Below are 13867 nucleotides of genomic sequence, written 5' to 3' on the forward strand. Positions count from 1 at the left end.
TTTTTTGAGGTGAGCTCATGGGACGTATCATTGGAATTGACTTGGGGACAACTAACTCTTGTGTTGCTGTCCTCGACGGTGACAAGACCAAAGTTATTGAAAATGCCGAAGGTACTCGTACGACGCCTTCCATTATTGCCTATACCGACGATGGCGAAACGCTAGTTGGCCAGGCAGCCAAGCGTCAGGCAGTGACTAATCCGCAGAACACGCTTTATGCGGTCAAGCGCCTGATAGGCCGTAAGTTTACCGATGATGTCGTGCAAAAAGACATCAAGATGGTGCCTTACCAGATTGTCAAAGCCGACAACGGTGATGCCTGGGTACAGGTAAAAGACAAGAAAATGGCACCGCCGCAGATAAGCGCGGAAGTGCTTAAGAAAATGAAGAAGACCGCCGAGGACTATCTCGGTGAGGCCGTGACTGAAGCCGTTATCACCGTTCCGGCCTACTTCAATGACTCTCAGCGTCAAGCCACCAAAGATGCCGGTCGCATCGCCGGGCTTGATGTGAAGCGCATCATCAATGAGCCGACCGCAGCAGCGTTAGCTTATGGCATGGACAAGTCGCGCGGCGACAAGACCATTGCTGTTTATGACTTGGGCGGCGGTACCTTTGATATCTCGATTATTGAAGTAGCCGATGTTGATGGTGAAACTCAGTTTGAAGTGCTGGCCACCAATGGTGACACGTTCCTGGGTGGTGAAGATTTCGATCTCAAGCTGATTGAATATCTTGTGCAGCAGTTCAAGGCCGACAGTGGTATTGACCTGTCTGGCGATTCGTTGGCCATGCAGCGTCTGAAAGAAGCTGCGGAAAAAGCCAAGATCGAGCTGTCTTCTGCACAGCAGACCGATGTCAACTTGCCTTACATCACGGCAGATCAGACCGGTCCGAAGCATATGAATGTCAAGGTCACGCGCGCCAAGCTCGAGTCCTTGGTCGAGGAGCTAGTACAGCGTTCGCTGCAGCCGTGTAAGACGGCAATGGCAGATGCCGGGCTCTCCAATAGCGAGATTGACGATGTCATTTTGGTAGGCGGTCAGACGCGCATGCCGATGGTTCAGCAAAAAGTTGCTGACTTCTTTGGCAAGGAAGCGCGTAAAGATGTCAACCCGGATGAAGCTGTCGCCATGGGTGCCGCGCTTCAGGGCGGTGTGCTGGGCGGTGATGTCAAAGACGTGCTGCTGTTGGATGTCACTCCGCTGACGTTGGGCATCGAAACGCTTGGTGGTGTCATGACGCCGCTGATCGAGAAGAACACCACGATTCCGACCAAGAAGACACAGACGTTCTCTACTGCTGAAGATAACCAGACAGCCGTGACGATTCATGTGCTGCAGGGTGAGCGTAAGCAGTCGACTCAAAACAAGTCGCTGGGGCGTTTTGATTTAGCTGACATTCCGCCAGCGCCGCGCGGTGTACCGCAGATCGAAGTGGCCTTCGACATTGATGCCAACGGTATCCTTAATGTGTCGGCCAAAGACAAGGCGACTAATAAGGAACAGTCGATCGTTATCAAGGCTTCAGGTGGCCTGAGTGACGATGAGATCGATCAGATGGTTCGTGATGCCGAGGCGCATGCGGCTGAAGACAAGAAGTTTGAAGAGCTTGTTCAGCTACGCAACCAAGCCGATGGCATGATTCACGCATCGCGCAAGACGCTGGAAGAAGCCGGAGACAAGGCTAGCGCTGAAGAGCGCCAGCAGATCGAGACGGCCATCACCGAACTTGAAGAAGCACTCAAGGGTGATGATAAAGACGCCATTCAGGCCAAGCTTGATGCGTTGACCGAAGCTTCTGGCAACGTCGCACAGAAAATGTACGCTGAGCAGAGCCAGGCAGGTGGTGATCAGGCTGCTGGGCAGAGCGAAGGCAAGAAAGAAGACGATGTCGTTGACGCTGAGTACGAAGAAGTCAACGACGACCAGAAAAAGCAGTAACGCGAGTTCGTCACCTTGCATTATTGCGCGGGAGAACCATTGAGGTGGCAGCTCCCGCGCTGTTGTATGTAAGGAAACGATTTCGGAGGGCCGACTGACCCATGTCCAAACGTGACTATTATGAAGTGCTAGGTGTCGAGCGGGGGGCTGATCAAAAAGAGATCAAAAAGGCCTACCGACGGCTGGCACAGAAATTTCACCCTGACCGCAATCCGGATGATGAGACCTCCGCCGAAAAATTTCGCGAGGTTTCCGAAGCTTACGAAATATTGTCTGATAACGAAAAACGCGCTGCCTATGATCAGTTTGGTCATGCCGGGGTAGATGGCCAGGCAGGCGGCTTCGGCGGAGGCGGTTTTGGTGGCGCCGGTGCCGGAGGTTTCAGTGACATCTTCGGCGATGTATTTGGCGATATTTTCGGTGGTGCTGGTGGCGGAAGACGCAATCCCAATGCGCCGCAACGCGGCTCGGATTTGCGCTACAACCTTGAGATCAATCTTGAGGAGGCGGTTGCCGGTACTAATGTCGATATTCGTGTTCCGCGCCTGACCGAGTGCAACCACTGCCATGGTGGCGGTGCTGAACCGGGCACTAGCAAGAAGTCCTGCCCAACCTGTAACGGCATAGGGCAAGTACGCATGCAGCAGGGCTTTTTTGCCGTGCAGCAGGCTTGCCCGACCTGTCATGGGCGTGGCGAAGTGGTCGATACACCATGCCGTAAATGTCATGGTGAAGGGCGTATTCAGGAAACTCGTACACTGGCAGTCAAGATTCCTGCGGGTGTCGATACCGGTGATCGTATCCGTCTCAATGGTGAAGGCGAGGCGGGGATAAACGGTGGACCGGCGGGTGATCTTTACGTTCAGGTCATGATCAAGGCGCACCCTATTTTCGAGCGCGACGGCCGGGATCTTTATTGTGAGGTTCCGATCAATTTTGTCGATGCTACGCTGGGGGGTGAGCTTGAAGTTCCGACCTTGGAAGGGCGTGTGAAGCTTAAGATTCCCGCTGAGACTCAGTCGGGTAAGCTGTTCCGACTGCGCGGTAAAGGCGTCAAGCCAGTGCGCGGCGGAGCGCCTGGTGATTTGATGTGTAAGGTGGTGCTGGAGACGCCAGTTAATCTGAACGATGACCAGAAAGATTTGCTGCGTAAGTTCCAGGATAGCCTTGACGGTACTGGTAACAAGCATTCACCGCGTAAAAGCGGTTGGTTTGATGGGGTGAAGAAATTCTTCGAAGATATGCGGCCTTAGGCATCGTCGTAGTTACCTCTGATAACAATGCTGGATCGAAAAGGGCTCTGCTATGTGGGGCCCTTTTTTTGTCTTGGCTTGTGCAGGCTCAATGTGTCGATGTGTTGTGGCGAGCATTATTGTTCAGGTACTTCGAAGCAGGTAAGTAACGTACTTTGTAGCTTATTGAAATTATCGTCGCTTACCATCAAATAACGGTTCCCTCCTAAACTGGTTAGTCCCTCAAAATTATCCAGAAGCCAGCCTTCCGAGCTCGATAGTTGTGCGATTGTCGTGACGTGAGTAGTGCCATCGTCATTGAGGGTCACGCGACGCAGAGAGATGATCAACGGATGGAAGGGCTTAAAGGCGCGTTCCAATGCCAATAGATCATCTCCCAGAGGTGCCATGGACGTGAGGCCACTTTGGGTGGCATCAGCCAGTTGATAGCTCCACTGCTTACCCTTCATGTCGAAAAGGCGTGTTGTTTTTTCGGCGGCACCATCGGGCGGCGACTCAAGCCCCGCGATGACGCCATATGCCGGATGTGCCGTTAGGGCCTCAATGCTGCCGTTGTATTGTGCGCCATCAAGAGCCGATGGATGTATTGGTGGCGCGGTGGGGTGGCCTTCGAGATCAAAAGACTGAATACGATGATCTTCCTCGAAACCAATCAGTAGCTGCTTTTGTCCGTCTTCTTCCCTTAATGCCATCGCCTCGCTATCGGCGTGGGGCATCTTCAGCAGACGACCTTTGGTATCACGAAGCCGGTGGGTATCTTTAATGTTTAGGTTCGTTAGTTGTCCTTCGACGAACGTGAGCTTGGCGCGATAAAGCCGTCCACGATCGGAAACCATATATAGCGTATGGGTATCCTGGTCATAAGCGAGGTCGGATAAGCCCCCCAGCGGTATGCCTTCTGCTGTTTCAGAAGCCAGCTTGAGCGTGCCGCACCACGAAAGGGGCTCAGGCCGACTGCCGGATAACGGGCCACCGATATCTATGGGGCCAGCCTGAGCGCAGCCGGAAAGTATCCCACTGTAAAACAGCACAGCGAGACGGAGAAGTCGGGAGAGGCTGCGGTTATTCATGCTGTGATCCTGTCATCAGAGTTGATGCGGTATAGTGTGTTCATTGGACAGTGTTTACTTATCGTATCGATACCTTCTTATTTGTACATGACAGGAGTCAGCATGACCCGTATCGCCGTCGTCGGAGCCGCTGGCCGCATGGGCCGTATTCTCGTTGAAGCCGCGCATAAGGATGACGAGGCGACGCTTACCGCTGCAATAGTGCGGCCAGATAGTTCCTTGGTTGGTGCTGATGTTGGTGAGCTGGCAGGCCAAGGCCGGCTCGGTATCAATATTGTTGGAAGCGTTCAGGAGGTGGCAGACACATTTGATGTGTTGATCGACTTCACTACGCCCCGTCTGACGCTTGAGAATCTTGCTATCTGCGCTGAGCACGGCAAAGCCATGGTTATCGGGACGACGGGCTTTACCGCAGTGGAATTGGCTGAGTTGGATAGCTATGCCGGCCGTGTTCCTTTTGTGTTTGCCGCCAACATGAGTACGGGCGTCAATCTCACCGTCACCTTGCTTGAAGTGGCGGCTAAAGCCTTGGGCGATGCTGGTTATGACATCGAAGTGATTGAGGCACATCATCGTCATAAAGTCGATGCGCCTTCTGGTACGGCATTGATGCTGGGGCGAGCCGTTGCCGATACGCTGGGGCGTGATCTTGACACGAATGGTGTTTTTGCACGTGAGGGCCAGTGTGGTCCGCGCGATCCAAAGGAAATCGGTTTTGCGACCGTGCGCGCTGGCGATATTGTAGGAGAGCACACCGTCATGTTTGCGGCTGAAGGGGAGCGGATCGAGATTACGCACAAGGCATCAAGCCGCATGACATTTGGCAATGGCGCCGTACGTGCGGCCAACTGGCTAATGGGTAAACCAGTAGGACATTACGATATGCAAGATGTGCTAGGACTTCGTTGAGAGCACGGTCATAAATAAAGAAGCTATTTATCAGTAGGCGCCGGTAGTCAGGTGGGTTGAGAACCCTTTTATCCGGCCTGGCTCGGGTGCCTAAGGATGAGCTGGGGGACTCGCTCTAGGAAATGTGTTCGCAGAGCGGTGCTGTCTCCTTGTGTTTATTAAGCATCCTGTTACGTACAAGGATGGTGTTGATGAGCATAATCGAGTATCATCGACACAATTTGGCCGGGTTGAACCCGCAGCCCAGTGGCAATCGCACAAGCGGGATGAAACCCTTCGGGATTTCGTCCCGCTTTTTTGCAAGCCGGTAGCATAGGAATGTCAGAACGCTATCGGTAGCGGCACATGTGGGGTTCCGGCCGGATATGCTTTCTGCCCGGTGTGACATGGCTTTATATGATAGCGTGCATGGCATGCCGGGTAATTCATTTGCCCTGGAGGACGTTGCGTTGATCAAACCCGCGATACTGGCGCTCGAAGATGGTAGCGTATTTCACGGTGTCTCCATCGGTGCTGACGGTCAAACCAGCGGTGAGGTGGTGTTCAACACGGCCATGACCGGCTATCAGGAAATCTTGACCGATCCTTCCTACCTTCGCCAGATTGTCACCCTAACCTACCCGCATATCGGCAATACCGGCATTAATGAAGAAGATGTCGAGTCCAGCCAGATATGTGCGGCTGGGCTTGTCATCCGAGACCTGCCGCGCCTGGCAAGCAATTTTCGCAGTTTGCGTTCACTCGATGAGTATCTGCGTGCCCATAATATTTTGGGTATTGCCGACATCGATACGCGCCGCCTGACGCGTATTCTGCGTGACAAAGGTGCGCAGAGTGGTGCGATTCTTGCCGGCCCCGAGGCTGAGGGTGAAGACGCGCATGAGCGGGCTATCCAGGCCGCGCGTGCTTTTCCCGGCTTGAAAGGGATGGACCTGGCCCAAGTGGCCAGTGCCAGGGAAATCTATGACTGGCACGACGGTGAGTGGACGCTTGGGCAGGGATACACCAACTTGCGTGAAGGCGAGCGGCCATACCATGTGGTCGCCTATGATTACGGCACCAAGCACAACATCTTCCGCATGCTGACCCAGCGAGGTTGTCGCCTGACGATAGTGCCGGCCAAGACTCCTGCTGCGGACGTGCTGGCAATGAAGCCGGACGGCGTTTTTCTTGCCAATGGCCCGGGAGATCCCGAACCGTGCGACTATGCCATTACTGCAATTCGGGACGTTCTGGATACTAAAACGCCTGTATTCGGCATCTGTCTCGGTCATCAACTGCTGGCACTAGCCAGTGGCGCCCGGACGATGAAGATGAGTCATGGGCACCATGGCGCCAACCATCCGGTGCTGGATCTGAAGAGTGGTCATGTGATGATCACTAGTCAAAACCATGGTTTCGCTGCAGACGAGGCGACGCTTCCCGCTAACGTCAAGGCGACGCATCGCTCCCTGTTCGACGGGACGCTTCAAGGAATCGAGCTTACGGACTGTCCCGCATTCAGCTTCCAGGGACACCCTGAAGCAAGCCCCGGGCCTCATGATGTTTCGCCGCTGTTTGACCGCTTCGTTGCCATGATGGCTGAGCGACGCGCCAGCTGACCCTCGGTGTTGGTTAGCTGACTTTAACGCTGATTCTTAACGTTTATCCGCCGCGGAAACCGTCATGCCAAAACGTACAGATATTAAAAGCATTTTAATCATTGGTGCCGGGCCTATTGTTATAGGCCAGGCGAGTGAGTTCGACTATTCTGGCGCGCAGGCCTGCAAGGCGCTGCGCGAGGAGGGGTACCGGGTCATTTTGGTGAACTCCAACCCGGCCACCATCATGACCGACCCGGTGATGGCGGATGCGACCTACATTGAGCCGATCACTTGGGAAACGGTAGCGCGTATCATCGAGAGAGAGCGCCCCGAGGCGTTACTACCGACCATGGGTGGTCAGACGGCCCTGAACTGTGCGCTTGCGCTTGAAAAGCACGGTGTGCTGGAAAAATTCGGGGTCGAAATGATCGGTGCCAATGCCGATACCATTGATAAGGCTGAAGATCGTAATCGCTTTGATCAGGCGATGAAAAAGATTGGCCTTGAGTGCCCGAAAGCAAAGATCGCGCACTCTATGGAAGAGGCGTGGGAGATTCAAGCGGAGCTTGGTTTCCCTTGTATCATTCGTCCATCGTTCACCATGGGCGGCTCCGGCGGCGGTGTGGCCTACAACAAGGAAGAGTTCGATGAGATATGCCACCGTGGCTTCGAACTTTCTCCGACCCGCGAGCTTTTGATTGACGAGTCATTGCTCGGTTGGAAGGAATATGAGATGGAGGTCGTTCGTGATAAGAACGATAACTGCATCATCGTTTGCGCCATCGAAAACTTTGATCCGATGGGAGTGCATACAGGGGATTCGATTACCGTTGCGCCAGCCCAAACGCTGACCGATAAAGAATATCAGATCATGCGCAACGCATCGCTTGCGGTGCTGCGCGAGATTGGCGTTGAGACTGGCGGCTCCAACGTTCAGTTTGGTGTCGATCCCGATACAGGGCGCATGGTAGTCATCGAAATGAATCCGCGTGTGTCGCGTTCGTCTGCGCTGGCCTCCAAGGCGACAGGCTTCCCGATCGCGAAGATCGCCGCCAAGCTGGCAGTCGGCTATACACTCGATGAGTTGCAAAACGATATTACCGGTGGCGCTACGCCTGCATCGTTCGAGCCGGCAATCGACTATGTCGTCACTAAGATTCCGCGCTTTACCTTCGAGAAGTTTCCTCAGGCCAATGACCGTTTAACTACGCAGATGAAGTCAGTCGGCGAAGTTATGGCAATTGGTCGGACATTCCAGGAATCGTTGCAGAAGGCGTTACGTGGACTAGAAACTGACGCAGTCGGCCTAGACCCTAAGCTGGTTCGTTTTGATGAAGCGGCCATGGCCTTGATGCAGGGCGAGCTGCAGCGCCCCGGCGCTGACCGTATTTTCTACGTTGGTGATGCCTTCCGTGCTGGGCTTTCGGTAGATGAAATTTTTGCGTATACCAAGATTGATCGCTGGTTCCTGATTCAGATCGAGGAGCTCATCCAGCTTGAAGCCGAGGTGGCAAAGCTGAAACTTGCCGGTCTCGATTATCGCAATGTCTATCAGCTCAAGCGTAAGGGCTTCAGCGATGCTCGTCTGGCGCAGTTGCTGGGTATAGGCGAGGGTGAGTTCCGGCAGCATCGCCATCAGCTTGGAGTGCATCCCGTTTATAAGCGTGTCGATACGTGTGCAGCAGAGTTTGCAACGTCGACGGCTTACATGTACTCAACTTATGAAGAGGAATGTGAAGCTGCGCCCAGTGATCGGCAGAAGATCATGGTGCTTGGCGGCGGGCCGAACCGTATCGGGCAAGGTATCGAGTTCGATTACTGCTGTGTTCATGCCGCTCTTGCCATGCGTGAAGACGGCTATGAAACCATCATGGTTAATTGTAATCCTGAAACGGTATCAACCGATTATGATACTTCGGATCGCCTCTATTTTGAGCCGGTAACGCTTGAAGATGTGCTGGAGGTTGTGGCGAAAGAGAAGCCAGTGGGTGTGATCGTGCAGTTTGGCGGGCAGACACCCCTAAAGTTGGCCCGTGATCTTGAAGCTGCTGGCGTGCCGATAATCGGCACAACACCGGATGCCATCGACCGTGCTGAGGATCGGGAACGCTTCCAGCAAATGATCGAAAAGCTAGGGCTGAAGCAGCCGCTGAACGCTACAGCGCGTAGTTTCGATGAGGCCTTTGCCAAGGCCGAGGCGATCGGTTATCCATTGGTAGTTCGGCCTTCCTACGTGTTGGGTGGGCGCGCGATGGAAATCGTTTATACGGCCGATGAGCTTGAGCGTTATATGACTAATGCGGTCAAGGTCTCCAATGCCTCTCCCGTCCTGCTTGATCATTTCCTGAATGCCGCCATCGAGGTTGATATTGATGCGGTCAGCGATGGTAAGGAGGTAGTGATTGGCGGAATCATGCAGCATATTGAACAGGCTGGCGTGCATTCGGGAGACTCTGCATGCTCGCTGCCACCCTACTCGTTGCCTAAAGATGTTCAGGATGAGATGCGTGATCAAGTCAAGCGCATGGCGCTTGAGTTGAATGTCATTGGCCTGATGAACGTACAGCTAGCGTGGCAGGATGGCGAAATCTATATCATCGAGGTTAATCCACGTGCCTCTCGTACCGTGCCGTTTGTCTCCAAATGTATCGGACGCTCCTTGGCGCAGGTCGCAGCACGTTGTATGGCGGGAAAGACCCTCGCTGAGCAAGACTTTACTCGGGAGCTGATTCCTGGCTATTTCAGCGTCAAGGAAGCGGTTTTTCCGTTCAACAAGTTCCCCGGAGTTGATCCCATCCTGTCGCCGGAAATGAAGTCCACCGGAGAGGTGATGGGCAGTGGCGAGACTTTCGCTGAGGCCTTTTACAAGGCGCAACTGGGCGCTAGCGAGCCGATGCCTCCGCTGGATGGCGAGCGTACAGCTTTTCTTTCTGTCAGGGACCCTGATAAGGAAGGTGTTATCGACGTGGCGCGCTCTTTGCTAACGTTAGGATTTAACCTGATCGCGACGCGTGGCACTGCCCAAGCATTATCGGCTGCGGGGCTTCCGGTCAAGGCGGTTAATAAGGTATTCGAAGGTCGTCCGCATATTGTTGATATGCTTAAGAACGACGAGGTGGCCTATATCGTCAATACTACTGAAGGCCGCCAGGCAATAAGTGATTCTTCTGTAATCCGCCGTACCGCGCTTGCCCATAAAGTACCTTATGCGACAACGCTGGCAGGTGCGCATGCTGTATGCATGGCACTTGCATATGGTAATGAAATCACCGTGCGACGGCTTCAGGAACTGCATGCAGGAGCAAGTACATGAATAAAGTGCCGATGACTGTCGTGGGCGAAAAAGCGCTCAGAGACGAATTGAATCAGTTGAAAAGTGTGGAACGTCCTAAGGTGATCAATGCAATTTCCGAGGCACGAGAGCATGGTGACCTCAAAGAAAATGCGGAGTATCACGCTGCACGTGAGCAGCAAGGGTTCATTGAGGGACGTATCCAAGAGATCGAAGGTAAGCTGTCGAATTCTCAAGTCATTGACGTCACCAAAATGCCAAAGACTGGCAAGGTAATTTTTGGTGTGACGGTCAACCTGTTGAACCTCGATACCGATGAGGAAGTACGGTATCGTATCGTTGGCGAGGACGAAGCCGAGATCAAGGCGGGTAAGGTGTCTTTGACATCACCGGTTGCCCGGGCATTGATCGGAAAGGAAGAGGGCGATATCGTGACCGTTCGTACACCGCGAGGTGACGTTGAGTATGAGATCAATAAGGTCGAACATATCTAACCTGGCGCTTTAGATATAAAGGCTCTCAATGAACGATCATTGTGAGCCTTTTAGCGATGACCACGTAGAACGATACTAACAAGCCAATGCAATAGGGTGATGATCGGCTTGTTCACTCTTGACTGTAGCGTGTGACATTGGAGAGCTTTGGATTGGCTTTAGGGTTTTTACGGTAGAGTAACGCCATTTTTCCGATAGTCTGAACTACTTCTGCCTGCGCGGTTTCTGCCAGATGATCGACAATGTCGTTCCTGATGTCACGGTCATTGATCGCCAGCTTGATCTTGATCAGTTCATGATCATTGAGAGCGCGCTCAAGTTCAGTTTTTGCGCCTTCGGAAAGGCCGTTTTCAGAAATCTGGACTACCGGGTTCAAGTGATGCCCGATGCTGCGAAAGCTTTTCTTTTGTGCCGATGACAAGCTCATGATATCTTGGGTGCTCAAACGATATAAGTTGTGTTTAATCTCGAACCATCCAGTTTACTTTAGTTGATGACTCGTTCGCCAACTTCTCTAATGCTTCTATTAAATCTTTTCCCTCCCAGGTGATGCTGTGGCACGCTCTGCTCACTCTAAAAAAAGTAGTGCCGGCTGGCTAAAAGAGCACTTTGACGATGTTTATGTCCAGCGTTCGTGGCAAGATGGCTATCGTAGCCGAGCCAGCTACAAATTGCTCGAAATTGATGAAAAGGATCGTCTGTTAAGACCCGGCATGACGATTGTCGACCTCGGCGCAGCGCCGGGGGGATGGAGTCAGATTGCTGCGGATAAGGTCGGTGCTCAAGGCGTGGTCATCGCTTCCGATATTTTGGAAATGGATGCGCTCGCTGGCGTGCACTTCATTCAGGGAGACTTTACCGAAGAGGCCATACTGAATGATATCCTAACCGCAGTGAACGATCGTGGTGTTGACCTGGTCATTTCTGATATGGCGCCTAATATGAGTGGCCAATCTGCTATCGACCAGCCTAGTGCCATGTATCTGGTTGAGCTAGCGCTCGACCTTGCTACACAAGTGCTAAAGCCTGGCGGAGATTTTTTAGCTAAAGTATTCCAAGGCGAAGGGTTTGATGATTATCTTCGTGCAATGCGACAAGCCTTTGATAAGGTGTCTACACGTAAGCCGTCGGCTTCTCGGTCGCGTTCACGTGAGGTCTATCTGCTTGGGCGCGGATTCCGCGGTTGAGCTTGTAACTCGGTAGGTTCGTCCCCACATGGGTAGAACCATCCTCTCCGGCCGCGTTTGGCAGTCAGAATCACTAATGAGGGTATTCCCTTGAACGATATGGCGAAGAACCTGATCCTATGGTTGATCATCGCAGCAGTTCTGCTGACGGTGTTCAACAACTTCAGCGTCGATACATCGCCGCAGTCGATGAACTATTCCCAGTTTGTCGAGCAGGTGCAAAACGACCAAGTCCGCAAAGTAACCATTGATGGTTACACCGTTCGCGGTGAGCGTCAGGATGGATCGACCTTCCAGACCATTCGCCCCGCGGCGGAAGATCCCAAGTTGATGGATGACCTTCTAAGCCACGACGTGGTTGTCGAAGGAAAAGCGCCAGAGCAGCAAAGCATCTGGTCACGGTTGCTGATTGCCAGTTTCCCGATTCTGATCATATTGGCGATTTTTTTGTTCTTCATGCGCCAGATGCAGGGCGGCGGCAGTGGCCGTGGCGGTCCGATGAGTTTCGGCAAGTCCAAGGCCAAGCTGTTGTCTCAAGATCAGATTAAAACCACATTCAAGGATGTGGCGGGATGTGACGAGGCAAAAGAAGAAGTCGAGGAACTAGTCGACTACTTGAAAGATCCCAGCAGGTTCCAGCGCCTTGGTGGGCAAATACCGCGAGGTGTGCTGATGGTCGGGCCGCCTGGTACAGGTAAAACACTTTTGGCCAAGGCTATTGCTGGTGAAGCTAAGGTGCCATTTTTTACTATTTCCGGCTCTGATTTCGTCGAAATGTTTGTCGGTGTCGGGGCATCCCGTGTCCGTGATATGTTCGAACAGGCCAAGAAGCAGTCACCTTGCATCATATTCATTGATGAGATTGATGCTGTTGGACGCTCGCGCGGTTCTGGCATGGGCGGTGGTCACGATGAACGTGAGCAGACCCTGAACCAGCTTCTGGTCGAAATGGATGGTTTTGAGCCTAATGACGGTATTATCGTTATCGCGGCTACAAACCGGCCTGATGTTTTGGACCCGGCTCTGTTACGTCCAGGACGTTTCGATCGCCAGGTGACGGTTGGCCTTCCCGATATTCGAGGGCGTGAGCATATCCTTAATGTGCACCTGCGCAAGGTGCCACTGGGTGATGATGTCAGACCTGAATTAATCGCTCGCGGGACACCTGGTTTCTCCGGTGCGGACTTGGCCAACGTCGTTAACGAAGCAGCATTGTTTGCAGCACGTCGTAACCGTCGCTTGGTGTCAATGGAGGAGCTCGAATCAGCCAAGGACAAGATCATGATGGGTGCTGAACGTCGCTCCATGGTCATGTCTGAAAAGGAAAAGCGTAACACGGCCTACCATGAAGCTGGCCATGCAATTATTGGCCTGTTAGTGCCGGAGCATGATCCTGTTTATAAGGTCACGATTATTCCTCGTGGGCGTGCGTTAGGTGTAACCATGTTCCTGCCAAACGAGGATCGTTATAGCTATACGCGCCAGCATATCATCAGTCAGATATGTTCATTATTTGGTGGTCGTATCGCCGAAGAGATGACGCTTGGTCCGAATGGCGTGACAACGGGCGCTTCTAATGATATCAAGCGCGCTACCGAGTTGGCACATAACATGGTGGCGAAGTGGGGATTGTCCGCCGAGATGGGGCCGCTGATGTATGACGAGGATGAGTCGCATCAGTTCTTGGGAGGGCCTGGTAGCGGTAGTGGTAACCGCTTTGTTTCCCCCGAGACCACATCGCGTATGGACAAGGAAGTGCGCCGTATTATTGATGAGTGCTATGCGCTGTCCAAGCAGCTGCTTGAAGATAATCGCGATAAACTAGACATCATGGCCAATGCTTTGGTGCAGTACGAAACCATTGATGCTGACCAGCTCAAAGATATTATGGAGGGACGTGATCCGCGTCCGCCTAAAGACTGGAACGATGGTGGCCCGAGTGGTGGTGCGCGTGCAGAAGAGCCTACTGCCGAGGATACATCTGGTGAGGATGAGCTGGATAGTAAGCGTCGCCGCCCATCTGACCCGCTTGGTGGTTCTGCCGGGCACTGAGAATAAGATGAATGATAGACCGCCCTTCGAGGCGGTCTTTTTTTTGATAGAGTTACTTAAATATCCAGCGGCTATTTAATAGGC

Annotated in this window: 10 protein-coding genes; 8 read left to right on the forward strand and 2 right to left on the reverse strand. The window is 53.0% G+C overall.

Features of this window, described 5'->3' with window-relative positions; translation table 11 throughout:
• The first annotated feature begins 17 nt into the window (after positions 1-17).
• Together dnaK and dnaJ are read left to right on the forward strand one after the other, a co-directional pair.
• Complete coding sequence (gene dnaK, locus C3Z11_RS01725) at positions 18-1943, forward strand: molecular chaperone DnaK (protein WP_106475812.1); 1926 nt, start codon at positions 18-20, stop codon at positions 1941-1943.
• Between the two features lie 101 nt (positions 1944-2044).
• Positions 2045-3196 (forward strand): molecular chaperone DnaJ, encoded by a 1152-nt coding sequence (dnaJ, locus tag C3Z11_RS01730; RefSeq protein WP_106475813.1) that lies wholly within the window; start codon positions 2045-2047, stop codon positions 3194-3196.
• A 116-nt stretch (positions 3197-3312) separates the two neighbouring features.
• Here dnaJ and C3Z11_RS01735 read toward each other — a convergent pair whose 3' ends face one another.
• Positions 3313-4266 carry an esterase-like activity of phytase family protein gene (locus C3Z11_RS01735; RefSeq protein ID WP_106475814.1) on the reverse strand — a complete coding sequence of 318 codons (954 nt, stop codon included), beginning with the start codon at positions 4264-4266 and terminating at the stop codon, positions 3313-3315.
• Between the two features lie 102 nt (positions 4267-4368).
• Here C3Z11_RS01735 and dapB point away from each other — a divergent pair, with 102 nt between their 5' ends.
• The 4 genes from dapB (at position 4369) to greA (ending at position 10544) form a co-directional block, all read left to right on the forward strand.
• Entirely contained in the window at positions 4369-5175 is an 807-nt protein-coding gene (dapB, locus tag C3Z11_RS01740) for a 4-hydroxy-tetrahydrodipicolinate reductase (protein ID WP_106475815.1), read from the forward strand.
• A gap of 449 nt (positions 5176-5624) precedes the next feature.
• Positions 5625-6776: a glutamine-hydrolyzing carbamoyl-phosphate synthase small subunit gene (gene carA / locus C3Z11_RS01745; RefSeq protein ID WP_262927179.1), complete on the forward strand. Its 1152-nt coding sequence runs from the start codon at positions 5625-5627 to the stop codon at positions 6774-6776.
• A 64-nt stretch (positions 6777-6840) separates the two neighbouring features.
• Entirely contained in the window at positions 6841-10071 is a 3231-nt protein-coding gene (gene carB / locus C3Z11_RS01750) for a carbamoyl-phosphate synthase large subunit (protein ID WP_106475816.1), read from the forward strand.
• Positions 10068-10544 carry a transcription elongation factor GreA gene (gene greA, locus C3Z11_RS01755; RefSeq protein WP_106475817.1) on the forward strand — a complete coding sequence of 159 codons (477 nt, stop codon included), beginning with the start codon at positions 10068-10070 and terminating at the stop codon, positions 10542-10544. The genes carB and greA overlap by 4 nt, the downstream gene beginning before the upstream one ends.
• A gap of 112 nt (positions 10545-10656) precedes the next feature.
• On the opposite strand, the gene yhbY is transcribed toward greA, so the two are convergent.
• Complete coding sequence (gene yhbY / locus C3Z11_RS01760) at positions 10657-10971, reverse strand: ribosome assembly RNA-binding protein YhbY (RefSeq protein WP_106475818.1); 315 nt, start codon at positions 10969-10971, stop codon at positions 10657-10659.
• Between the two features lie 127 nt (positions 10972-11098).
• Here yhbY and rlmE point away from each other — a divergent pair, with 127 nt between their 5' ends.
• Both rlmE and ftsH read left to right on the forward strand, forming a co-directional pair.
• Positions 11099-11731 (forward strand): 23S rRNA (uridine(2552)-2'-O)-methyltransferase RlmE, encoded by a 633-nt coding sequence (gene rlmE / locus C3Z11_RS01765; protein ID WP_106475819.1) that lies wholly within the window; start codon positions 11099-11101, stop codon positions 11729-11731.
• Positions 11732-11821: 90 nt separating this feature from the next.
• On the forward strand, positions 11822-13783 hold the full coding sequence (gene ftsH / locus C3Z11_RS01770; protein WP_106475820.1) for an ATP-dependent zinc metalloprotease FtsH: 1962 nt from the start codon (positions 11822-11824) through the stop codon (positions 13781-13783).
• Positions 13784-13867: the final 84 nt, after the last annotated feature.

The sequence above is a fragment of the Phytohalomonas tamaricis genome, assembly GCF_003012345.1.
Taxonomy (GTDB): domain Bacteria; phylum Pseudomonadota; class Gammaproteobacteria; order Pseudomonadales; family Halomonadaceae; genus Phytohalomonas; species Phytohalomonas tamaricis.